Annotated in this window: 20 protein-coding genes; 8 read left to right on the forward strand and 12 right to left on the reverse strand. The window is 33.4% G+C overall.

The features are described from left to right. Positions 1 to 266: 266 nt before the first annotated feature. Complete coding sequence (locus tag A2255_09335; GenBank protein OGI17095.1) at positions 267 to 1,307, forward strand: 23S rRNA (adenine(2503)-C(2))-methyltransferase; 1,041 nt, start codon at positions 267 to 269, stop codon at positions 1,305 to 1,307. Between the two features lie 606 nt (positions 1,308 to 1,913). Beyond that, complete coding sequence (locus tag A2255_09340; protein OGI17096.1) at positions 1,914 to 2,777, forward strand: ATP phosphoribosyltransferase; 864 nt, start codon at positions 1,914 to 1,916, stop codon at positions 2,775 to 2,777. A 98-nt stretch (positions 2,778 to 2,875) separates the two neighbouring features. Here the strand turns inward: A2255_09340 and A2255_09345 are convergent, their stop codons facing one another. The 8 genes from A2255_09345 to A2255_09380 form a co-directional block, all read right to left on the reverse strand. Further along, positions 2,876 to 6,094, reverse strand: a complete 3,219-nt coding sequence (locus A2255_09345; GenBank protein OGI17097.1) for a carbamoyl phosphate synthase large subunit — start codon at positions 6,092 to 6,094, stop codon at positions 2,876 to 2,878. Further along, positions 6,087 to 7,160, reverse strand: coding sequence for a carbamoyl phosphate synthase small subunit (locus A2255_09350; protein OGI17098.1), 1,074 nt, complete (start codon positions 7,158 to 7,160; stop codon positions 6,087 to 6,089). The genes A2255_09345 and A2255_09350 overlap by 8 nt, the downstream gene beginning before the upstream one ends. A 2-nt stretch (positions 7,161 to 7,162) precedes the next feature. Continuing rightward, entirely contained in the window at positions 7,163 to 8,353 is a 1,191-nt protein-coding gene (locus A2255_09355) for an acetylornithine aminotransferase (protein OGI17099.1), read from the reverse strand. Positions 8,354 to 8,363: 10 nt separating this feature from the next. Beyond that, positions 8,364 to 9,245: an acetylglutamate kinase gene (locus tag A2255_09360; GenBank protein ID OGI17100.1), complete on the reverse strand. Its 882-nt coding sequence runs from the start codon at positions 9,243 to 9,245 to the stop codon at positions 8,364 to 8,366. A gap of 11 nt (positions 9,246 to 9,256) precedes the next feature. Then, positions 9,257 to 10,477, reverse strand: coding sequence for a bifunctional ornithine acetyltransferase/N-acetylglutamate synthase (locus A2255_09365; protein ID OGI17101.1), 1,221 nt, complete (start codon positions 10,475 to 10,477; stop codon positions 9,257 to 9,259). Between the two features lie 15 nt (positions 10,478 to 10,492). Further along, complete coding sequence (locus A2255_09370; protein OGI17102.1) at positions 10,493 to 11,536, reverse strand: N-acetyl-gamma-glutamyl-phosphate reductase; 1,044 nt, start codon at positions 11,534 to 11,536, stop codon at positions 10,493 to 10,495. 163 nt (positions 11,537 to 11,699) lie between these two features. Beyond that, entirely contained in the window at positions 11,700 to 12,308 is a 609-nt protein-coding gene (locus A2255_09375; protein OGI17103.1) for a hypothetical protein, read from the reverse strand. Positions 12,309 to 12,338: 30 nt separating this feature from the next. Next, a complete protein-coding gene (locus tag A2255_09380; GenBank protein ID OGI17104.1) occupies positions 12,339 to 12,617 on the reverse strand; it encodes a hypothetical protein in 279 nt (92 codons plus the stop codon). 190 nt (positions 12,618 to 12,807) lie between these two features. On the opposite strand from A2255_09380, the gene A2255_09385 reads away from it, so the two are divergent. From A2255_09385 to A2255_09410, 6 genes are all read left to right on the forward strand, one after another. Further along, positions 12,808 to 13,269, forward strand: coding sequence for a hypothetical protein (locus A2255_09385; protein ID OGI17105.1), 462 nt, complete (start codon positions 12,808 to 12,810; stop codon positions 13,267 to 13,269). After that, entirely contained in the window at positions 13,266 to 13,910 is a 645-nt protein-coding gene (locus A2255_09390; GenBank protein OGI17106.1) for a hypothetical protein, read from the forward strand. The genes A2255_09385 and A2255_09390 overlap by 4 nt, the downstream gene beginning before the upstream one ends. Positions 13,911 to 13,932: 22 nt before the next feature. Beyond that, positions 13,933 to 14,979: a hypothetical protein gene (locus A2255_09395; protein ID OGI17107.1), complete on the forward strand. Its 1,047-nt coding sequence runs from the start codon at positions 13,933 to 13,935 to the stop codon at positions 14,977 to 14,979. 3 nt (positions 14,980 to 14,982) lie between these two features. Further along, entirely contained in the window at positions 14,983 to 15,882 is a 900-nt protein-coding gene (locus A2255_09400) for a hypothetical protein (GenBank protein ID OGI17108.1), read from the forward strand. Positions 15,883 to 16,762: 880 nt separating this feature from the next. After that, positions 16,763 to 17,491: a DNA-binding response regulator gene (locus tag A2255_09405; GenBank protein ID OGI17114.1), complete on the forward strand. Its 729-nt coding sequence runs from the start codon at positions 16,763 to 16,765 to the stop codon at positions 17,489 to 17,491. Between the two features lie 268 nt (positions 17,492 to 17,759). Further along, positions 17,760 to 18,587, forward strand: a complete 828-nt coding sequence (locus tag A2255_09410) for a ferredoxin-NADP reductase (GenBank protein OGI17109.1) — start codon at positions 17,760 to 17,762, stop codon at positions 18,585 to 18,587. 281 nt (positions 18,588 to 18,868) lie between these two features. On the opposite strand, the gene A2255_09415 is transcribed toward A2255_09410, so the two are convergent. The 4 genes from A2255_09415 to A2255_09430 all read right to left on the reverse strand — a co-directional run bounded on the left by A2255_09415 (position 18,869) and on the right by A2255_09430 (position 23,514). Next, positions 18,869 to 19,282 (reverse strand): hypothetical protein, encoded by a 414-nt coding sequence (locus A2255_09415; protein ID OGI17110.1) that lies wholly within the window; start codon positions 19,280 to 19,282, stop codon positions 18,869 to 18,871. A 45-nt stretch (positions 19,283 to 19,327) separates the two neighbouring features. Further along, positions 19,328 to 21,052 (reverse strand): ferredoxin, encoded by a 1,725-nt coding sequence (locus A2255_09420; GenBank protein OGI17111.1) that lies wholly within the window; start codon positions 21,050 to 21,052, stop codon positions 19,328 to 19,330. A gap of 48 nt (positions 21,053 to 21,100) precedes the next feature. Next, the gene (locus A2255_09425; protein ID OGI17112.1) at positions 21,101 to 22,942 is read right to left on the reverse strand and encodes an NADH dehydrogenase; all 1,842 of its coding nucleotides are present in this window, start codon (positions 22,940 to 22,942) and stop codon (positions 21,101 to 21,103) included. Positions 22,943 to 23,007: 65 nt separating this feature from the next. After that, positions 23,008 to 23,514, reverse strand: a complete 507-nt coding sequence (locus A2255_09430) for an NADH dehydrogenase (GenBank protein ID OGI17113.1) — start codon at positions 23,512 to 23,514, stop codon at positions 23,008 to 23,010. Positions 23,515 to 24,159: the final 645 nt, after the last annotated feature.

Raw genomic sequence — 24,159 nt, forward strand, 5'->3', positions numbered from 1 at the left:
AGCACCTCGCAATGACATTCTTTATTATTAGTGTATTTTAACATTTTCTAAGCAAGCATCTTTTTCTATTTTAAATAGGCAGTTTATCTATTTAATTTTTAGTATTGCAGATGTGATAATTTAGGATGCCATGCCTGTTTCTTTTGTACAGTTATGCTTTACTCTAATGCAGAACAAATTTTTCTGATAAATTCATTGGCAACAATATTTATTTATCTTAGTCATGATAATATGAGTAAATAAATTATCATGACTAAGATAAAGCTATGAATACGGTAAATAAAAAAATTATATTAGCCGGAATGACTTTGAATGAACTTGAAAAGTTCACAGAAGAAAATAACGAGCCAAAATTTAGAGCAAAACAGCTTCATTATTGGCTCTACAAAAAATGCGTGCCTGAATTTGATAATATGTCAAATTTATCAAAGGAATTTAGGGCAAAATTAAATAATATAGCTCAAATATCAGATACAAAAATCAAACAAAGACTTATAAGTAAAGATGGCACCATCAAATATCTACTAGAATTTCCCGATGGCAATGTAGTAGAAACAGTTTTAATGCGTTTTGATAATAGACCTAATTTGACAGCCTGTGTTAGCAGTCAAATAGGCTGTCCTGTAGGATGTATTTTCTGTGCCACAGGAGAAAGAGGATTTGTTAGAAACTTAACCGCAAAAGAAATTATCGATCAAATACTCACAATCCAGAGAGATACAGGATTAATTGTAACTAATATTGTTTATATGGGACAGGGTGAGCCCTTATTAAACCTGGACGAGGTTCTTAAATCAGTCCATATAATTAATTCTGAATTAGAAATCGGAATGAGGCGAATCACAATTTCCACAAGTGGAATCGCTCCTCAAATTTACAAATTAGCAGATGAAAACCGTCAACTCACACTAGCCTTATCCCTTCATGCCCCAAATCACGAACTAAGAGAAAGGCTAATTCCTATAGAAAAAAAATATAATATAGAAGAAGTAGTAAAAGCTCTTCACTTTTTAACAGAAAAAACAGGAAGAAGAGTAACAATAGAATATATGCTAATTGACGGGATTAATGATAGCCCTGATCACGCCAAACAAATAAGTTATTTACTTAAAGGGCTTAATTATAACGTCAATTTAATCCCATATAATTCCCTTAACAGAGATGATTTTAAAACTCCATCAGCTAAAAAAATAAATATATTTAAGTATATTCTGGAGCAATCAGGCAAGAAAGTAACAGTCAGACTCGAAAGAGGGTCGGATATACTTGCTGCTTGCGGGCAATTAAGTGGAAAAGTGACTCCTTAAGACATTTTTGAAGTAATTTTATTCAAAACGAGTATATCTTTATATATTAAAGATATACTCGTTTATTTTTTTCTTTATAAAGCCTGCCGGAACAAACGCAGAAATCCCTACAAATAAAGAGTTTTACATTTATTTTTAATAAAACTTAATATTTAAGAATAAAAAGGCAATTATCTAAAAGATATTTACTTTATATATACAAGAGGACAAAACAAAACCACACTAAGAAAGCTAAATAGATCGGAGATAGCAAATGAACGCCTGTCAAGCTAATTCAGATAATTTAACTTTAAAAGATACTTTAAAAGAGAATAATAAAAATTTATTTAACAGAAAACCTGATTTAACATATGATCTAGAGAGAGTTTTAGCTAAATTAAATATAGAGATAGAAGTTTCCAAATAAACCCTAAACCCAAATCCAATAAACATCCAGATATAGCCCACTAAACTTACTACATACTATGATGTCCCTTTAATCCAATTCTGCATTACTGCAGAATTTTTCTTTTTGTAATCAAAAAAATTCGATATAAAGCCGCAATAAATTCAAAAAAGCCACTTTTCATGATAAGCTTTAGGAATAAGTTATAGTGAGAGTAAAAAATGATAGGTCTTAAGATTGCTATTCCTAACAAAGGGCGCTTATCAGAAGATGTTTTTGATCTTCTTCAAAGAGCAGGATTAACTATTACCAAAAAAGAAAGAAGCCTTTATGCCTCTACCCATGACGGCAATTATACAGTAATATTCGTCCGAACTCAGGATATACCTAACTTTGTCCAGGATGGGGTTACGGATCTTGGAATCACAGGTTTCGATGTAGTTCAGGAAACAGAAGCAAATGTAGAGAGCATCCTTGATCTGAACTTTGGACATTGCAAATTAATTATAGCCACTAAAGAGGAATCCCCTTTTGATAACGTGGAAGACATTCCGGACGGAGCTAAAATAGCTACTTCATTTCCTAATTTAACTAAAAGTTTTTTTGATAAACTTGGTAAAAAAGTACATATTACAGAGGTCTCAGGAGCAACTGAGGTTACTCCACAACTGGGATTAGCAGATATTATTGTTGATATAACCTCATCAGGCACAACTCTTAAAGTTAACAAACTCAAAATCATTGGTGAAATCTTAAAATCACAGTCAGTAGTAATAGCCAGACCTGATGTATTAGAAAACGAAGAAAATCAGGTTAAAGCATTCATCAGAGCTTTAAAATCAGCTATGAATGCTGAAGAAAAAAAATATTTAATGGCTAATATTCCAAAAGCTGCCTTAGATCAAGTTAAAATATTTTTACCAGGCCTAAATTCTCCAACAGTAATAGGCTTGCTGGGAAATGAAGAGATGGTCGCCATTCACGTAGTAGTTGAAAAAAAGCAGATTTACGATAGTATAGACAAATTAAAACAACTCGGTGCAACCGGAATTCTTATTTTAACAGTAGATCAAATGATACCTTAGACTTAAGCCGTTTTAGCGTATATAAAAATATGGAATGTTCCTTCATAAACATTCCATATTTTTTACTTGCTTACTTAATCAAAAATAACTTGAAAAAATTACACACTAACTTTTGATTTTGGTTTCATATAGAAATCTATTGTCTCATAGGTGAACTTCTCACCTTGGTTTAATACTTTCATTGCCTGTAAATACGCTTTTACAGTATCTAAAGATGTAAAACAAGGAATTTTATAATTTTCTGCCATTGATCGAATTTGAAAACCGGAGCGTTTTGGATCTTTACCGAGAGTTGGAGTATTTATAACCATACATATTTCTTTTTGTTTTATTTTTTCCTGAATAATATCCAGTGCGTCTTTATTTATCAATTCGACTCTCAAACCAAACCTTCTGAATACCTCTTCAGTATCATCAGTAGCTGCAAGAGTAAACCCTAACTGCTGAAACTCTTTAGCAAATTCAATTACTTCTTCTCTATCTTTATCTCTGAGAGAGATTAAGATTGTTCCATTACTAGGAAACTTGTATCCTGCACCTAAAAAAGCTTTAACCAATGCTTTTTCATAATCAGTGTCTATTCCAAGCACTTCTCCCGTAGACTTCATTTCTGGGGCCAGAGCAACATCAACATCCTTTAATTTTTGGAACGAAAACACAGGAGCCTTAACAGCTACAAGGTCTGTTGAAGGAAGCAATCCTAATCCATAGCCGAGATCTTTTAGTTTATCGCCAAGTATAACCCTAATAGCCAGCTTCACCATAGGAACTTTTGTAACTTTACTTAAAATAGGCACTGTTCTTGAAGCCCTTGGATTAGCTTCTATTACATATACAGTATCATTATGAACAGCATACTGAATATTTAAAAGCCCAACAACCTGAAGAGCTCTTGCTATCCTTTTAGTATAATCCACAATTGTATCAATAATATGCTGTGAAAGGGTTTGAGCAGGGTATACAGAGAAACTATCACCAGAATGAACTCCTGTACGCTCAATATGTTCCATAATTCCCGGAATTAACACATCTTCTCTATCTGAAATAGCATCAACTTCTACTTCTTTTCCCTCAATGTACTGGTCTATCAGGATAGAATATTCTGTGGATAAAGAAACAGCTTCTTCTACATAAGATCTTAGTTCAGACTCATTATATACAATCTGCATAGCCCTTCCTCCAATTACGTAAGAAGGCCTGACCAGAACGGGATAACCTATTTCTTCAGCTACTCTGATAGCATCTTTTAAAGTCGTAACGGCTGCACCTTTTGCCTGAGGAATATCTAATTCTCTAAGAAGTCTTTCAAATAACTTACGATCTTCTGCTACATCGATAGATTCTACAGATGTACCAAGAATCTGAACACCTTTTCTAAGCAATTTTGGGCCCAGATTAATAGCAGTTTGTCCTCCAAATTGAACTATTACACCTTTAGGCATTTCTTTTCTAATAACGTTCAGTACATCATCTATATATAAAGGCTCAAAATATAATTTATCAGCTATATCAAAGTCTGTACTAACCGTTTCAGGATTATTATTTATTATTATTGATTCATATCCAGCTTCTTGGATACCCCAGGCAGCATGAACCGAGCAATAGTCAAACTCAATTCCCTGACCAATCCTGATTGGCCCGGATCCTATGACAACTATTTTCTCTCTTTTAGTGATTATATTTTCATCTTCTTTCTCAAAAGTAGAATAATAATAAGGAGTCACAGATTCAAATTCAGCTGCACAAGTATCTACCATCTTATAAACAGGATACAGATTATGAACCCTCCTAAGCATATCAAGGGCATGAGAGGATTCGCTGGACAATTCCTGTATCTCTACATCAGTAAAGCCTATTGATTCAGCTTTCCTTAATAAATCTACAGTTAAAGGTTCTGTTTGCAGACTTTTTTCAACCTGAACAATATTATTTATTTTACTCAAGAACCAGGGATCAATTTTCGTTATTTTATGAACTTCTTCTATTGAAATTCCTTTACGTAAAGCCTCTGCAACTACAAAAATCCTCTCATCATCACAAACTTGAAGCCATTTTAGTATTTTTTCTTTAGAAAGAGCTGCAAGTTTATCAAGTCTTAATCCCGTATATTTTCCTTCAAGAGAAATAACAGCTTTTAAGAAAGAGCTTTCAAAAGTACGATCTATTGCCATTACCTCACCTGTAGCTTTCATTTGAGTACCTAAAGTACGATTAGCATATGAAAACTTATCAAACGGCCATTTTGGGATCTTTGTAACTATATAATCTAAAGCCGGTTCAAAAGAAGCCATTGTTTTCTGGGTAACGTAATTTGGAATTTCGTGTAAATGAAGGCCTATAGCAATTTTTGCAGCAATTTTTGCAATAGGATAACCAGCGGCTTTGGAAGCTAAAGCAGAAGATCTGCTAACTCTTGGATTAACCTCAATCACTACATATTCCGTGCTTTCTGGATTAAGAGCAAATTGCACATTGCAACCACCTTCTATTTTAAGAGCACGAATAATTTTAATTGCTGAAGTTCTTAGCATATGGTACTCTTCATCTCTAAGAGTTTGAGATGGGGCAACAACAATACTGTCACCTGTATGAATGCCGATAGGATCAAGATTTTCCATATTACAAATGACTATACAAGTATCGTTCGAATCACGCATAACTTCATATTCGACTTCTTTCCAGCCAGCTACGCTTCTTTCTAACAATACCTGACAAATCCTACTGTGCATAAGACCAGTATGAAGAGTTTCCCTTAATTCATCCATATTATTTGCTATACCACCACCAGTCCCACCCAGTGTGTATGCAGGACGAACAATAATTGGTAATCCTATTTCACTAGCAAAATCTATACCTTCTTCGATTGAGCATACAATTTTGCTTGGTGGGATAGGTTCACCAATTTCTTCCATCAATTGCTTAAAACTTTCACGGTCTTCAGCTTTTTTAATAGCGTCTAAAGATGTTCCTAAAAGCTTTACATTATATTTATCCAGAATACCGGCTTCTTGAAGCTCTACAGCCAAATTAAGACCTGTTTGACCACCTAATGTAGCCAAAAGACCATCAGGTCTTTCTTTATTTATAATATAATCGAGTGCTTCTACTGTTAATGGCTGTATATATACCCTATCTGCCATATTATCATCAGTCATAATAGTAGCAGGATTACTATTTACAAGAATAACCTCAAGATCCTCATCTTTGAGGGCCTTACATGCCTGAGTTCCAGCATAATCAAATTCTGCTGCTTGTCCTATAATAATTGGTCCGGATCCTATTACCAATACTTTTTTAAGTTCTGTATTCTTAGGCATTTTGGTATTCCTTTCCAAGTAAATTCACCCAATCTCCAAAAATATAGTTAGCATCAAGTGGCCCTGGTCCTGCTTCAGGATGAAATTGCACCGTATTTATTTTTAAGTCAGGACAACAAAAACCTTCTACAGTCTTATCATTAATATTAATATGCGTTACCTGACAATTTTCAGGTAATGAATCAGCATGCACTGCATAACCATGATTTTGAGCAGTTATTACAACTCTATTCGTTCTTAAATCCTGTACCGGATGATTACTACCCCTATGGCCGAATTTCAATTTGTAAGTATCACCGCCAAGTGCGAGAGCTAATATCTGATGACCAAGACAGATTCCAAATAACGGAATTTTACCTATCAACTTTTTAGTTGTTTCAATAGCTTTTGTTACATCTTTAGGATCACCAGGCCCGTTTGATAATAAAACTGCATCTAAACCCGAATCTAAAATCGTTTCTGCTGGAACGTCCCAGGGAAAAAGATGAATCTCACAACATAATTCAGCTAAATATTTTACTATTCCTGTTTTTACGCCAAAATCAATTAGTCCTATTTTCCTGTTATTCCCTGATAATATTGAAAAATCTTTTCTTGATACCTCTGTAACTATATTTTTTGGGAAAGAATAACTTTTTAATTGCCCTATCAACTCTTCAGTAATTTCACCAGTGGTCATAACGCAATTCATAGTTCCTTGAGTACGAATCTTCTTTGTCAACATTCTTGTATCAAGACCTGATATACCCATAATATTATGTTCAATTAGGTATTCAGACAGGTTTTTAGTGCTTTTCCAGTTACTTTCTGTATCAACAAATTCTTTTACTACAAATCCGTTAACCTGAATCTTGCAAGATTCAATGTCTTCTTCATTTATCCCATAACTGCCAATCAACGGATAAGTCATAACAACGACCTGACCTGCATAGGAAGGATCTGTAAGAATTTCCTGATACCCTGTCATGCCTGTATTAAAAACGATTTCTCCAAATACTGTTTTATCTGCCCCGAAGGATTCACCTTCTAATATCGTTCCATCTTCAAGTAATATCTTAGCCTTCATTACTATACCTCATTCAGTACATTCGAGAGTATACTCATTGCCTCATCAATCTCACTTTTATTCACTATTAATGGTGGTACAAATCGAAGAACCTTTTCTCCAGCACCAACCAAAAGTAAACCTTTATCCATACATTTTTCAACTATAGATTTAACAGGAATTGTAAGCTCAATTCCCTGCATTAAACCAATTCCACGAATATCTACAATTAAATTATGTTTTTGCTTCAAATCAATTAACTGATCTCTTAAATATTTCCCCTGTATTTCTGCATTTTTTAGGATACCATTATTAAGAAGTTGGCCTAAAACAACTTTTCCCGCTGTACAAGCTAGGGGATTTCCCCCAAACGTAGAAGCATGATCACCTGGTTTAAAGCTATCAGCAACTTTATCTACAGCCATCATTGCACCAATTGGAAATCCACCGCCTAAACCTTTAGCCAACGCAATTACATCTGGCGGTATATTATAAGCTTCATACCCAAAAAGCTTGCCTATTCTACCAATGCCACATTGTACTTCATCATAAATAAGCACAATATCATTTTTTGTACAAAGATCCCTGACATTGTGCAAAAATTCTCTTTCAGCAGGGCGGATTCCACCTTCACCCTGTATCGGCTCAATAAGAATCGCACAGGTTTTATCTGTTACTTTTTGCTTTAAAGCTTCAAAATCATTATATGGAGAATGGATAATTCCAGGTAATAACGGATTTAAGTCTTTTTGATATTTTTCCTGTCCAGTTGCAGTTATAGCACCAAAAGTTCTACCATGGAAAGATTGGTTCATTGTAATAATCTCATAGCAGTTTTCCCCATGAGATTTTTTGCCATATTTACGGGCTAATTTTAATGAAGCCTCAATTGCTTCAGCTCCACTGTTACAGAAAAACACTTTATTAAAATGACTATTTTTAGTTAAAATATCTGCCAATTCTATCTGTGGCTGATTATAATATAGATTAGAACAATGATTGAGCTTCTGTAACTGACCATATAAACTATCTATAAACTCCTTTTGCTTATAGCCTAAGCAATTAACAGCTATTCCGGCAACGAAATCCAGATATTTTTTACCTGCCACATCCCATAAATAACACCCTTCCCCTTTTTCGATAACTACAGGGAAGTAACTATATGTATTCATTATATTTTGTTTGCCTATTTGTATCAGATCATCTTGCCTCATTTAAATATCCTTAAATTGCCGTTACAACCTTATTACCTTTGAACATTGTACCAAAACCTTTATCAGTAAACATCTCAAGCAAAAGAGAATGCTCAATTCTTCCATCTAATATATAAACAGATTTAACACCTTGCTTTATTCCTGCGATACAACACTCGACTTTAGGTATCATACCACCTGAAATAGTTTTATCTTGTATATATTGCGAAACATCCTCAACAGATAATTCAGGTATTAGAGATGTACTATCATTTACATCTCTAAGTACTCCGGGCACATCTGTTAGGAAAATAAGCTTTTCAGCTTTTAAAGCCCCTGCAACTGCAACTGCTGCGTAATCAGCATTAATATTATAACTATTACCTTGTTTATCAACTCCAATAGGAGAAACTACAGGTATAAAATTGCTCTCAATCAACATATTTAAAAGGTTTGTGTTGACTTGACTTATATCCCCCACAAACCCTAAATCACAACCGTTTATATATTTTTTAGTAGAAATTAAAGTGTTGCTATCCTTACCGCAAATCCCAATTGCATTAGCACCAAGCTTTTCAAGATCTTGCATAATTTCTTTATTTATTTTGCCAAACAAAACTGATTCAACTATTTCCATAGTTTCTTTGTCAGTAACCCTGAGCCCATTTATAAATTCAGGTTCTTTTCCTGAATCCTGAAGAGCTTTATTAATTTCAGGACCACCACCATGCACCACAACCAGGCGAATTCCCATAAATTTTAATAGCGCAATATCTTGCATCACAGTTTTCCTGATCTTTTCATTAACCATGGCACTGCCACCATATTTAATTACAAAGATTTTGTCACGAAACTTTTTAACATAAGGCAGAGTTTCAGCAATTATTTGGGCTTTTTCAATGTGCTTTTTCATACTGTCCTCAACTATGTACGATATTCGCCGTTAATTCTTACATATTCATAACTCAAATCACAACCCCAGGCACAAGCTTCGGCCTGTCCTTCCTGAAGAGTTATTAAAATCCGAATTTCTCTTTCTTTTAAAACTGATGTAGCCTGATCTTCATCAAACTTAACCGGTCTACCATCTTTCATGATAACAACAGAGCCAGCTGGACTCATAAATTCTATATGAACTTTTGATGGATCAAAGTTTGCTCCTGAATAACCCATGGCTGCTAGAACTCTTCCCCAGTTAGCATCTTCTCCAAAGAAAGCCGTTTTTACCAGGTTAGATGTTATAACCGACTTACCTAACTTTCTTGCATCCACTTTTGATAAGGCGCCTTTTATTTTAACTTCTAGAAATTTCGTTGCACCTTCTCCATCACGAATAATTTGCTGTGCTAAATACTCGTTTACATAATGAAGCGCTTTACTAAATAGTACATAACTTTCATCTTCCTGAGTAATTAGCTTATTCCCAGCCAAACCGTTTGCCAGCAGTAACACTGAATCATTAGTACTGGTATCACCATCAACAGAGATCATATTATAAGTATCATCTACATCTTCTCTTAATGCTTTTTCAAGTAAATCTCTGGATATGTTTATATCAGTAGTAATAAATCCAAGCATTGTCGCCATATTCGGATGAATCATGCCGGAACCTTTAGCCATTCCTGCAATTCTTACAGGCTTACCATCAATTTTAATTTCAACTGCAATTTCTTTTACAAAAGTATCAGTAGTGAGAATAGCTTCAGCAGCATTTCTTGCAGCATCACCTCGATCACTCAAATTAGTATAAGTTTGCTCTATACCTCTAGTAATAATATCCATAGGTAGAGGTACTCCAATTACCCCTGTTGAGCATACAAAAACCTCTTCTTTTTTTATTTTTAGACAATCTGCAAGGGTTGCTGCCATTTCTTCAGCATGTTTAATGCCAATTTCACCGGTACAAGCATTTGCATTACCGCTATTTGTTACAATAGCTCTTACAGTTCCTTTTTTATCGATAATCTCTGTATTCCACAGTACTGGTGCAGCTTTTACCACATTTGTTGTAAAAACAGCCGCAGCTACAGCTGAAACTTCACTATACAAAATTGCCAGATCTTTTCTTCTTTTCTTTATACCTATATAACTTCCCGTTGCTTGAAATCCTTTTGGACTGGTTATGCCTCCGGTAAGTATTTTCATCATGGTCTCCTTCATTTATACAGGAAATATAGGAATATTTTTAAGTCCCATTGTTTCCTCAAGGCCAAACATAAGGTTCATATTTTGTACTGCCTGACCAGCAGCTCCTTTAACAAGATTATCAAGAGCTCCAACTATTATAATGCGATTTGTTCTTTCATCTATAGCAAAACCAATATCACAGTAATTAGAACCCTTTACCCATCTGGTTTCAGGGAAAACATTTTTTTTAGTTAAGCGTATAAAATACTCATTTCCATAATATTTTTCGTAAATCGAGTATATATCATCATAATTTGTATTATTTTTTAAGGTTCCATACGCAGTTACTAAAATACCCCTATTCATAGGGACTAAATGAGGAGTAAATGTAATTTTAATTGATTTTCCACTTACATCACTCAATTCTTGTTCAATTTCAGGAATATGTCTATGACTTGCAAGCTTATATGCCTTTATCGACTCATTACATTCATTAAAATGCACTCCCAGACTTAAAGACCTACCTGCACCTGAGACTCCTGATTTTGCATCAATTATAATACTATCTTCTTTTAAGATATCTTCTTTTAGTAATGGAGCAAGACTTAAAATGCTACAGGTCGTATAACATCCTGGATTAGCTAACAAATTAGTCTTCTTAATCTGTTCTCTTTTCCACTCACAAAGTCCATATACAGCATGATTTAAAAGATCTTCATTATGATGATCCGTTTCATACCAGGATTCATATGTATTTTTATCTTTTAATCTAAAGTCTGCCCCTATATCAATAATTTTCACTTTATTAAGTATATCTGAATTAATTTTCTTAGAAGCAATTCCATGAGGTAAAGCAATAAATATGACGTCTACTTTATCAGCCAGAGCTTCAATATCTTCTTCCTGACACTCAAGGGCGCAAACTCCTCTAAAGTTTTCATATACCTGTTCAAAGTGTTTTCCTATATAACTTTGAGATGTCACACAAGATAACTCAACTTCAGGATGTTGTAATAGTATTCTAACTAACTCTTCACCCACATACCCTGTTGATCCAATAATTCCAGCTTTTACCATAAAAGATACTCCAGAAAATAATTATATTTTTAATAATTATAGTCTATAAATTTATGAAAACATCATTTTTTTAAGCATATATTACATAATTTCAAATAAAAAAAAGAGCATTTTATCTTAACAACAAAAATGCTCTTTTAATAATAATAAATTTTACAACAACTTATTCCACCAATTGACCCATTGGCGTCAATCTAACATTAGTATAGGTAACAGATACAGGTTGACACCATCTGTTACCTAAAGCCTTATTTGCTCTTGCAAACTCAGGTGGAGTAGCATTAATCCTTACTGAGTAATTTCCAGTTGCAGGAACAGTAAAATTATTTCCATAATGATAACCAGTCACTGGATGCCACATAAATGCCATAGGCTTTGATTCAACTAACCTATTGTTTTGATCATATATACCTAAAACTACATTAGAATAAGGTAATATGGTTCTACTTCTTGCATCTCTCAAAAAAACCTCAAAATGTATATTAGTATTAGGTTCTGCGGGTACCCAAACTAATTGATTGTTTTGCCATTCGTATCTACCGGATGCCTGGTGAGCTACTGATTCTATCATATAATCACCACTCACCCTTTGACCGAGATTTACATTATGCATTTGTGGCATAGCCGTCTGGGTTTGTGATTGAGGTAAAGTTTGACCAGGAACTCTATAACCGGGCTCTTCTTGAGTAGCGGGTTGAGATAGGCAATAAGAATTTATTGTTGCAATAATTAATGTGAGTGACATTAATAAAATCTTAGCTATTTTTATCATATAAATTCTCCTTTCTCTTAATATCTAAAATTACCTCTGAAGTCTGGGACATTGTTTAGGATCCATTATTCTCTGTTTTTGCTGAACTCCCATGCCTGCAGGTTGCTGTTGCATCATTTGTTGGTTCATTGGACATTGATTCGCATAAGGACACTGAGCAGGACTCATGGTTCCTTGCTGAGTCATCATTTGTTGTTGCATTGGAGTAGCCATGGGACGCTGTTGAGCCTGTTGGGCTATACTAACAGAGTTTATTGCTCCAAAAGCTAATACTGGTAAAATAAACCAAATCTTCAATATGTTTCTCATTTTTATCACTCCTATTTTTTGATAAACTTTAAAAAGATAAAATTGTTCATTTAATTATTAAAGAGCCAATTGAACAATTTAATTATTTTAAATAACTATAATTCCCTAAATCGAGATTTTATTCTTGAAATCGAGCTTATATAATATAACTAGAATTTTATGTTTACCTTAGGTCTGATTGGAGATATATATGACCATCATAGAAAGAATTAAAGAGCTGGGATATGAATTACCTGAACCACCTAAACCAGTAGCTGCCTATATTCCTGCATTAAAAGTGGGAAATCTTGTTTATACTTCAGGAATACTACCAATGCTGAATGGCAATTTAGCATATGCAAAAGAAATAGGAGGTTTTTTAAACTCCATTTCTTATGGATATGAAGCCGCAAAACTATGCACCCTAAATGCTTTAAGCACAATACATGATCTTGCGGGACTCGATAACATTGAGAGAATTATAAAAGTAACAGGCTATGTACATAGTGCGCCTGGTTTTATTGATCAACCTAAAATACTAAATGGAGCTTCAGATTTATTGATAGATATATTTGGGGAAGCAGGAAGGCATGTTAGATCAGCAGTTGGAGTAAACGAACTTCCATTGGGTGCATCCGTAGAACTAGATATGATTGTCCAATTGAAACAATGAGAGCTTATGGAAAAAAGTTAAATAAGAGAAATATATTTAGCTTAATAATTTTGTATATACTAATAATAATACAATGTCTACCTGCTTATGCTAACTATAACTATGTTACAGGAAAAATTAAGGTAATTAATACAAGCCCAAATAAACCTTCAAGAACAGAAGTTCTTAATTTTTATAGATATGAAGATAAAATCAGACTTAATTTAAATAATAAAATATATTATTTAATTAACATACCCCAAGAAAAAGTATGCGTTATTAATGAAGGGAAAAAAACAATAACTGAATCTAACATTAAGGACTTTATCAGATTTATCCCTCCGCCTATATTTATTTTTCAGAATATAAAACTTATAGAAAATTATATTGGCAAAGATAATGTAAAAATTCACTTTATAAATAAAGGAAAATCTACTAAAATAAAAGTAGTGAGATTTAAATTTAACAACAATAATTATGAACAATACCTGACTAACAATAATGACATTGCTGATAAATTAATTATCTCTAATCCTAATTATCAAATACTCATAGAAATTCTGGAATATAAACAAGTACCAGACAAAAACCATTTATCAAAATACTTTAAAATACCTGATAACTTTCAAAGAATAGACTTAATTAAGCTAAAAGCCAAATAGATTAGAATTAAAATCCTAAATCATGATAAAAATCCGTAAGCTAAAACCAGCAGATATAAGAAAAATTCAGGAAATGGTAGAATATATCCAACCTGGACACTCTTCAATCTTCGTTTCTGAAGATTATTTCACATTATTTCCCCTGGATTTATTTCATAACCTTCTGCCACCTAATATGAGGTTCCTACAAGAATGTTTTGTTGCTGCTGAAGACAAGAATTTACTAGGATTAATTGGTCTTGTTCCAGACGGGCAACAAAAAACAAGATGGAAAATAAATAGACTGATCTTAGATATTAATGCTTATGAGATTGGGCAGCAGCTAATTGATTTTGTCGTCAATAGATACGGTGGCAGTGGCGTAGAAACCTTCATTACCACAATAGATGAAAAATACCCGGAAGCCATATCACTATTTAAAAATGCTTGCAAATTCAGAAGCTGTAGCCACATTCATATATGGGAAAAGGATAATCTTGAAATAAATACCGATTTTAAGAATATAGGCTTATTAAGAGAAGTTAAAATATCTGATGCCAGTAAGTTACGTGAACTTGATGCACAAACTTTGTTTTCTCAATTCAGAACGTCATTAATAAAGAATATTGCCGATTACAAGTTTGGACTTAAAAATAAAATATTTAATCAAATTAAAGGGCTTAAAATAAAGAGATTCGTCCTGGATAACCCTGGCATAAATTCAATAGAAGGTTATGTTCTTATTATGAGTAAAGATAATGAGAACTTCTGGGCAGATATTATACTTTCATTAGCTTATCAGGATTACTATGAGGATATCTTAAATTATATTATCAGATATGTTAAATCACAGAATGAAAATGCTAAATTACATGTTTATTCTAGAAAATATTATCAAAGTAATAAAAAGTTAGTAGAAGTTTTAGCTAAACAAAATTTCAAGCCCAGTCATAGTTTCCAGGTTTTAGTAAAAGACTACTGGAAAATAACCCCTGTAACTTCTGAAGATAAGAAATCCCCAATAATTATTTTCCCTGATATAACAAGTCCAGCTTGCAACAGCTTGAAAATGAATAAATTCGGGAGATAAATTTTGGTACACGCACATCCACACGAACATCCGGAATTTAAGGAAAAAAACCAGCTTAAATTAGGTATAATCTTAATATTAACAGCTGTCTATATGATTGCAGAATTCTTAGGCGGTATATTCACAAACAGTTTGGCACTTATGGCTGATGCCGGTCATATGTTAAGTGATGTAGCTGCGCTTGGATTATCATTTTTTGCAATCTGGTTAGCAGCAAAACCCGCATCACCCCAAAGAACATATGGATTTTACAGAACCGAAATTTTAGCAGCATTCATCAATGGACTTGCTTTGGTTGGAATTGCTACATTCATTATTTATGAAGCATATACAAGGTTATCTTCACCACCTGAAGTCAAAGCCCCAATAATGGTTATTATTGCAATAGGGGGGCTTATAATAAATGTAATCGGAGCTTTACTTTTACATAAATCAAGCAAAGAAAGTCTAAATATTAAAGGAGCATTTTTGCATATTATTGGAGATTTACTGGGCTCAATCGGAACTATTATTGCAGGTTTAATAATCTGGATATGGAATTTTTATTTAGCAGACCCGATTATAAGCTTTATAATAGCTATACTTATTTTAATTAGTGCAATTCAACTTGTAATAGAAGCCTCAAATGTCTTACTAGAAGCTACTCCTTCACATATTAGCGTAGAAACTATAAGAGAAGCCATATTAGAATTGCCTATAGTAGATGATGTGCACGATCTTCATGTTTGGAGCATTTCCTCTAAAAATATAGCTCTAAGTGTGCACGTTGTAACCAACGCACCTGATCATGCAAAAGTTTTGTGCACAATTGATGAATTAATAAAAGAAAAATTCGGGATACATCATTTGACTATACAGATTGAGCCACAGGGATTTCATAAAGGCATATGCTCATTTTACTAGTACTTTCAAAAGGGTATGTTCTCGGAAGAACCTTGCCTGTACGAAGGTGATAAGGTCACTTTTTCAAGTCATCAATCCAGTCTTAATTATATGCGGTAGCACCAGTGACGGAGAGAATTTACCCTCCTGCAACTTATTGTATATTCCACTAACATCATTTTAGTGATGATGTGATAAAAGCAAATTATTTATATTAAGAAGCAGGCTACAAAAATACCTATTGGATTTTTGTAGCCTGCTTCTTATAACCGGCAGATAATCGAGCAATAAAAAATGCGTAAGTATTTTTTATTGCGTCCTTAATATCCTCAATTTGTCTCTAATTCGATATATTTTTCCTTATAAAATATTCCAGAAATAAATATTTTTAATAAGTTTTTATCGTTTTTATATTGATTTATTGATGCAAGTCAATAATATTAAGATTTTTAATAATTTTATTTTTTTATTGCACTAATAACAACTATTTCGCTAGATATTAATATTAATAAGCTACTTTTTCGATTGTTTAGGCTTATAAAAATCATATAAGTCAATATCCAACCAGATTATTTGATTTTATTATTTATATAGCAATTTAAATATTATGATAAAATTTTTTTATCCCTCTTAATAGACTACTTATCAAAGTTAAAAAATAAAATTTTTGATAAAAAAGTTAATAATGTGATAATATAAATTTAAATCAGTAAAACTAAATAAATAAATTAATATCCCTCACATACATTGTCTCAATAAGCTTTTATGCTAGAATACATCTATATTAGATAAAAATATTTTTATCTAACCTTTATATAGATAATGAATAAGTTAATTATAATTTTACAGTGGCACATAATAAGATTAGTAAGGGCAAAGTAAAATGACGCAAAACGTGGAAATGCAAAACGAAAACCAGGATCGTGAAAAGGTTTTAGTAGTAGATGATGAAGCTAGTATTCGTAGAATCCTAGAAACAAGATTAAAAATGGTAGGTTATGAAGTTTTAACCGCAGCTGATGGGGAAGAAGCTCTTGACGCTTTTTCTAAGTTTAACCCTGACCTTATCATCCTAGATGTTATGATGCCTAAACTAGATGGATATGGGGTTGTTAGAGAAATCAGAAAAACTTCCGAGACTCCTATAATTGTTCTTACTGCTCTAGGAGATGTATCAGAGCGCATTACAGGGTTAGAACTTGGAGCAGATGATTATGTCATCAAACCTTTTAGTCCTAAAGAACTCGAAGCACGTGTAAAAGCTGTATTAAGAAGAACAAATCAAAGAGAAGCTGTCGGTGTTGGTAAAGTTACTAAAAATGTTATTACCACCGGTAATATTAGAATTGATACAAGTAGACGTCAGGTGTTCCGTAAGAATGAACGTATCAGACTTACCGGAATGGAATTCAGTTTACTTGAATTATTAGTAAGCAATTCAGGCCAAGCATTCTCTAGAAATGAAATTCTTCAATATGTATGGTCATACCCTGCAGATCATAGAATCGATACCAGAGTTGTTGATGTTCACATCAGCAGATTAAGATCAAAACTTGAAGTTGATCCTGCTAACCCTGAATTGATTTTAACAGCTCGTGGCGTTGGCTATATGTTCCAAAGAATTAATTAATTACTTAAGAATAAATAATTTAAAAATTTAATTAAATCTAATTTTATTATTTGAATTAGATAGGGTTGTTAATTTATGAAATTTTCAACCTTATTTTTTTAAATCATTTTATTTAAAAGCAGGGTTAATGTGCTATATAATTGGACCTTAATTAGATTTAGCTTGTATAATATCATGGGGATTATTTTACAAGCAACAAACTTGCTATTTAATACTGTTTAATTGTATTATGAATGGGTGAAAGTTAAATCATTAATTGGAGTTGCAAGTGGGATATAAAATTCTATCAAAAAAGGAATTGAGTTCTGATTTATATGAACTGGTTATTGATGCACCTTATGTTACAAGAAGGGGACAAGCCGGTCAGTTTATTATTTTAAGAGTGGATGAAAATGGAGAAAGAATTCCTCTAACCATTGCAGATGTTAACAAAGAAACAAATGAGTTAACTATAGTTTTTATGGCCGTTGGTTATACTACTAAAAAGTTGGCTAAATTAAATGAAGGTGATGAAATACAAGATTTAGCCGGGCCGCTTGGAGTTCCGACTGAAATCAAAAAATTTGGCACAGTTGTTTGTGTAGCGGGTGGATATGGTGCAGCTCCTTGCTATTTAATTGCTAAAGCTTTTAAAGAAGCAGGCAATAAAGTTTATATTATTATGGGAGCAAGAAAAGCTGAGCTTATTTTCTGGCAGGATAAAATGAAAAGTGCTTGTGATGAGCTTTTAATAACCACAGATGATGGAAGTCTAGGTAAACAAGGATTTGTAACTAACGTTCTTAAAGAATTAATGCAAAAAGAAGAGATTGATCATGTTATGACAGTGGGACCAATGCCAATGATGAAAGCAGTAGCTGATCTTACCAGGCCTGATAAAATTTATACTGTAGCAAGTATGAATCCTATTATGGTTGATGGTACCGGCATGTGTGGAGCTTGCAGAGTAACTGTCGGTGGTAAGGTAAAATTTGCGTGTGTAGAAGGGCCTGATTTTGATGCTCATGAAATCGATTTTGAAGAAGTTACTTTAAGAACCAGAATTTATAGGGATCAGGAATGTAATCTATTAAAACAAGCTGAAAAGCCATATTAAGGACGCAATAAAAAATGCGTAAGTATTTTTTTCGCTGTCCTTAATATGGAATAAGGAACAAACAAAAAATTATTGAGTATTTTAAAACGCAAATCTGTCATTGCGAGCGAAGCGAAGCAATCCATTAAATAATGCTATAATTTGGATTGCTTCGCTTCGCTCGCAATGACAATATCACTTTATGCGTAAGTATTTTTTGTTACCTCCTTACAGAATACAAAGAAGCTCTTTTCATATGAAAAGAGCTTCTTTAGTTGTTTAAATTACAGATTATGCTCTAATTAATTGGTCAGAGTACTAGCTGTTTCTTTATTTTTAATCAGTCTTTTTATTCTGCAAACAAGACTATTCTTATTAACTGGTTTATGAATGAATTCATCTGCTTTAATCCAGTCTTTTTCTTCTTTTGAGCCAAGATTAAAGGTGATTCCTGTTTTTCTTACTACATCAGAAAGAATAATTACAGGAACATCAGGATATTTTTTCTTTGCATGGTAACAAAGAGAAAAACCTGCATCTTTATATTCAAGCATGATCTCAGTAAGAATAAGGTCTGGCTTTAATTCGTTTAATTTATCAAGAGCATCTTTAGTACTTGTTGCAGAAATTATATTAAACCCGTCAGCTTCTAAAGCTTCTTTATGAGCACTAAGTAGTTCTTCATCACTATCAACTAAAAGTATATTTTTTTCCATTTTTATTAATCCTTATCCTAATTTATTACAATTTTTCCTAAATTATTAAACCCCTGATCTTTCCTTATAATGGGTATGTAGGTATTTATGCGAAACTTCGCTGAGGGGTTTTTGGAAAAATTCTTTGTATAATTGCTGTACATCAGGATTATGATGTGACAATCTGAGTTTTTTGTTAGCATCTATTGCATATATGCTCTTTAATCTTGCTTTAATTCTCTCTATATCAGTATTTAATGGTTGACCACCTCCAGCGATACATCCGCCAGGGCAGGTCATAACTTCTATAAAGTGGTAATCAACTTCACCTTTTTCTATTTTATCCATTAATTTTCTTGCTTGACCAAGAGAATTAATTACAGCAATTTTAACGTCCATGCCTTTAACAGGAATTGTTGCTTCTTTCATTCCTTCAACACCTCTTACGGCATGGAAATCTATATTTTCAAGTTCTTCACCTGTAATTAGGAAGTAAGCTGACCTTAAAGCAGCTTCCATTACACCGCCTGATGAAGCAAATATATCACCTGCACCTGAAGCAGTTCCAAGAGGATTGTCAAATTCTGCTTCTTCAAGGCTTGAAAAATCTATACCTGAAGATTTGAGCATTTTCACTAATTCTCTTGTTGTAAGAACCGCATCTACATCAGCGAATCCCTCTACTTCCATTTCAGATCTTTGAGACTCAAATTTCTTGGCTGTACAAGGCATTATTGATACTACATATATGTTTTTAGGATCAAGACCTTGTTTTTTAGCATAATAACTTTTAATTGTTGCTCCAAGCATTTGATGTGGAGATTTACAGCTTGATAAATTTGGAATTAATGATGGATAGAAGTGCTCAATGAATTTAATCCAGCCTGGTGAGCAAGAAGTCATCATCGGGAGAACTCCACTATTTGTGATTCTATGAACTAATTCGCTGCCTTCTTCCATAATAGTTAGGTCAGCTGCCAGGTCAGTATCAAATACTTTATCAAAACCTAATCTCTTTAAGCTTGTTACCATTCTGCCTGTTGATATTGCACCTGGGTCCATTCCCATAGCTTCACCTATTGTAACTCTTATTGCTGGAGCTGTTTGAACTACAACATATTTTTCAGGATCATTTAATGCTTCTTTAACTACATTAATATTACTTTTTTCTCTAAGAGCGCCTGTTGGGCATACCATTATACATTGCCCGCAGTTTACACAAACGGCTTCGTGCATGCTGCGGTTAAAAGCTGGAGTGACAATTGTATCAAATCCACGTTTTGAGAAATCAATGGCATTTACAGCCTGTATTTCCTCGCAAACTTTTACGCATTTTCCACAAAGAATACATTTATCAGGGTCACGTTCAATTGAAGGAGATGCCAAATCAGGTAAATTGGTTCTTACTTTTCCAGTAAATGGAATATCTCTGATTTCGTATTCTTCAGCTAAGCTTTGTAATTGGCAGTTACCGCTTTTATCACATTTTAAGCAGTCTTTAGGGTGGTTTGCTATCAAGAGTTCAAGAATAATTTTTCTTGCTTGAACTACTCTTGGTGAATGTGTCTCAATTTTCATTCCTTCAGCAATCGGGTATGCACAGGATGGAACAAGATTTCTTGCTCCGTCAACTTCTACAACACACATTCTACATGCGCCACTTACAGAAACATTTGCTAAATAACATAATGTTGGAATATTAATTCCTGCAGACTTAGCTGCTTCTAAAATAGTACTGCCCTTAAGAGCTTCGATTTCGTGTCCATTTATTATTAATTTTATCTTTTCCATAATTTATTTCCTTCTGAAATGAATTTATCTTAAATCTCTGAGCACAATTTATTGAGCTACTATAGCGCCTACAGGACAAGCCTGTCTGCATTGATCGCATTTAGCACATTTATCACTGATTATATAGTGTGCTTTTTTAGGTTCACCAACTATTGCTTCACTTGAACACTTTCTCTTACATAAACCACAACCAATACAGGTCCCAGTATCTATAGAGTATGTTAACAAGCTCTTACAATAGCCTGAAGGGCATTTTCTATCATAAATATGGGCATCATATTCATCTCTGAAGTATTTTAAAGTACTTAAAACAGGGTTTGGTGCAGTTTGGCCAAGTCCGCAAAGTGATGTATCTCTAATAACTTCCGCAAGACTGTTTAAGTACACAACGCCTTTAAATCTCTCCAGGTTTTCCTCTTCTGAAAGATTTTCTCTTGATGTTGTAATACGTTTTAGAATTTCATACATTCTCATAGTTCCTTCACGGCAAGGAATACACTTACCGCAGGATTCTTTTGTAATAAATTCAAGGAAGAATTTAGCAACATCGACCATACAAGTAGTCTCATCCATTACAACAAGTCCACCTGAACCCATCATTGCGCCGACTTCTTTTAGTGATTCGTAGTCAATTTTAATATCTAAATGCTGAGTTGGAATACAGCCGCCTGAAGGCCCACCAATCTGGACAGCTTTATATTTCTTGTTGTTTGTTATTCCACCGCCTATATCATTAATAATTTCTCTTAATGTTATGCCCATTGGAACTTCAACAAGACCGGTGTTATTTATTTTTCCTGTTAAAGCAAATACTTTAGTACCTTTGGATTTTTCTGTACCAACACTTGCAAACCAGTCTCCACCGTTTCTTAAGATACCAGGAATATTTGCTAATGTTTCTACGTTATTAATTACGGTTGGACAGCCAAACACCCCTTTAATAGCAGGAAATGGAGGTCTTGGTCTTGGCATGCCTCTTTTACCTTCAATAGAAGCAATAAGAGCCGTTTCTTCACCACAAACAAATGCCCCAGCGCCTTTTTTAATCTTAAGATCAAAATTGAAACCGCTACCTAATATATTTTCACCTAAAAGATTTTTTTCTTTAGCAATTTTAATAGCATATTCTAGATGTTCAATTGCAAGAGGATACTCAGCTCTTGCATAGATGTATCCATAATTAGCGCCAATTGCATAAGCAGCGATTGTCATGCCTTCTATAAGGGCAAAAGGATCACCTTCAAGAACGCTTCTGTCCATAAATGCGCCCGGATCTCCTTCGTCCGCATTACATACCATGTACTTTTTATCACCTTGAGCGTTGTAAGCAAATTCCCACTTCATGCCAGTAGGGAATCCACCGCCGCCTCTTCCTCTTAGGCCTGATTTTTTAACTTCATTTATAACATCTATAGATTTTACTGCAAAAGCTTTCTTTAATCCTGCAAAACCTTCCACATTTAAATATTCATCTATAGATTTAGGGTTAATATGCCCACAATTTTTTAATACTAATCTTCTTTGTTTTTTGAAAAACGGTAACTCATCGATATAAGTGATTTCTGATAAATCTTCTTTATCAACTTCATTTTCAGCCCTATATTTACCAATGATTAAACTGGTATTATTTTTTCCATCAACTAGAACTGATTTTAATAGTTCTTCTACATTATTAGCAGTAACATCGCCATATGATAATTTAGGAAAGCCTGGTTTCTGAATATCAACGATAACCTCTTTTTGGCAATATCCTACACATCCTGTAGAAATTATATCTGCCTCAATATTTAAACTTTTCAGATTCTCAACTACAGCATCATAAACAGCCTGAGCCCCTGCAGCAAGTCCGCAAGTTCCCATACCTATTAGAATTCTTACTTTATCTGTCATAATTTAATCCTTCTCAATATTCTCAACTTTAGAGATATTAAATAATTCTTGATCCAACTAATAATTTACTTTTTAAACTTTTTAAGTATCGCAGGAACTTCTTTGGAAGCGAGTCTTCCATAAAATTCTTCATCAATTACTATCACAGGGGCAATAGAACATGCTCCAAGACAGGCAACGGTTTCCAGGGTAAATAGGCCGTCTTTTGTAGTTTCTCCTGCCTGAATTCCTAATTCGGTTTGAAATGTCTCAAGAATTTGATTTGAACCTTTTACGTGACAAGCTGTGCCTCTACATACACGGATTATGTGCTCACCAAGAGGTATTAACCTAAACTGGTTATAGAATGTAGCTACACCATAAACCTTACTTGCTGGAAGATTCAAATGCTCAGCTATATTGAGCAAATTATCACTACTTAAATATCCATACTTTTCCTGAACGTCTTGCAGGAGGGGAATTAAGTATTCCCTCTTTTTAGTTGGATAATTTGCGAAAATTTTCGCAAGATCTTCGGGTATTTCTCTTTTAGCTGTAGATTCACAACTACAGCGACATCCGCACTTTGACATGTTTTTCTCCATTTATTAGCTATTCTAAATCTAAAAACTAACTTTTTATTTTAAGTTTAGCATATATATAATTCTATATGTCATAGTGATAAAACAAAAACATCCCTAATACAACTCCGAAATTTGTAGTATAACTTCATGGAGCATGTTTTATTTTTTAAGATTATTGCAGTATTTACGCTAACTAAATGTGAATTTTTTCCCTGATTGTCTAAAAGTATATGATTATTAATGAGAAATTAAGATTTTATGGTTAATTTAGGTAGTTTTTTATGTAAAATATTAATGAATTAAATTGTGAGAATTTTCCTTATTTAATTTGAAAATTATTGGTGATATAAATCACCTAACTTAAGTTAACGAGTGCCAAAGGCACAAATTTATGTACTTGTTGAAAGAATCAAAGACCCAAAACAGTGGCTTAGCTATCACAAAATGAAGTGGTATTATTGGAATGATTGATGACTTGAGAATGTGGCTTAGCCACTGAAACAGGCAGACTTAATTTAAAGCTATTAGTCGTTGTAGCACTAATAAATTATTAAGAATCCGTACTAAGAGGTGATTATATGGAAATAACTAACAGAATTTTTATTGATGAAGATAAAATTAATGAGTTAATAGAGTCAAAGCCGACTAAAGATA

The organism is Candidatus Melainabacteria bacterium RIFOXYA2_FULL_32_9 (assembly GCA_001784615.1).
In the GTDB taxonomy this organism is placed as follows: domain Bacteria; phylum Cyanobacteriota; class Vampirovibrionia; order Gastranaerophilales; family UBA9579; genus UBA9579.

Excerpts from the sequence above, each read along its gene's own strand:
- A2255_09365 (OGI17101.1), bottom strand. The coding sequence starts at position 10,477 with ATGAAAATACTTACCGGAGGCATAACCAGTCCAAAAGGATTTCAAGCA.
- A2255_09360 (OGI17100.1), bottom strand. The coding sequence starts at position 9,245 with ATGAAAAAGCACATTGAAAAAGCCCAAATAATTGCTGAAACTCTGCCT.
- A2255_09335 (OGI17095.1), top strand. The coding sequence starts at position 267 with ATGAATACGGTAAATAAAAAAATTATATTAGCCGGAATGACTTTGAAT.
- A2255_09355 (OGI17099.1), bottom strand. The coding sequence starts at position 8,353 with ATGAGGCAAGATGATCTGATACAAATAGGCAAACAAAATATAATGAAT.
- A2255_09395 (OGI17107.1), top strand. The coding sequence starts at position 13,933 with ATGATAAAAATCCGTAAGCTAAAACCAGCAGATATAAGAAAAATTCAG.
- A2255_09340 (OGI17096.1), top strand. The coding sequence starts at position 1,914 with ATGATAGGTCTTAAGATTGCTATTCCTAACAAAGGGCGCTTATCAGAA.
- A2255_09380 (OGI17104.1), bottom strand. The coding sequence starts at position 12,617 with ATGAGAAACATATTGAAGATTTGGTTTATTTTACCAGTATTAGCTTTT.
- A2255_09345 (OGI17097.1), bottom strand. The coding sequence starts at position 6,094 with ATGCCTAAGAATACAGAACTTAAAAAAGTATTGGTAATAGGATCCGGA.
- A2255_09350 (OGI17098.1), bottom strand. The coding sequence starts at position 7,160 with ATGAAGGCTAAGATATTACTTGAAGATGGAACGATATTAGAAGGTGAA.
- A2255_09390 (OGI17106.1), top strand. The coding sequence starts at position 13,266 with ATGAGAGCTTATGGAAAAAAGTTAAATAAGAGAAATATATTTAGCTTA.
- A2255_09370 (OGI17102.1), bottom strand. The coding sequence starts at position 11,536 with ATGGTAAAAGCTGGAATTATTGGATCAACAGGGTATGTGGGTGAAGAG.
- A2255_09415 (OGI17110.1), bottom strand. The coding sequence starts at position 19,282 with ATGGAAAAAAATATACTTTTAGTTGATAGTGATGAAGAACTACTTAGT.
- A2255_09375 (OGI17103.1), bottom strand. The coding sequence starts at position 12,308 with ATGATAAAAATAGCTAAGATTTTATTAATGTCACTCACATTAATTATT.
- A2255_09385 (OGI17105.1), top strand. The coding sequence starts at position 12,808 with ATGACCATCATAGAAAGAATTAAAGAGCTGGGATATGAATTACCTGAA.
- A2255_09405 (OGI17114.1), top strand. The coding sequence starts at position 16,763 with ATGCAAAACGAAAACCAGGATCGTGAAAAGGTTTTAGTAGTAGATGAT.
- A2255_09430 (OGI17113.1), bottom strand. The coding sequence starts at position 23,514 with ATGTCAAAGTGCGGATGTCGCTGTAGTTGTGAATCTACAGCTAAAAGA.
- A2255_09425 (OGI17112.1), bottom strand. The coding sequence starts at position 22,942 with ATGACAGATAAAGTAAGAATTCTAATAGGTATGGGAACTTGCGGACTT.
- A2255_09420 (OGI17111.1), bottom strand. The coding sequence starts at position 21,052 with ATGGAAAAGATAAAATTAATAATAAATGGACACGAAATCGAAGCTCTT.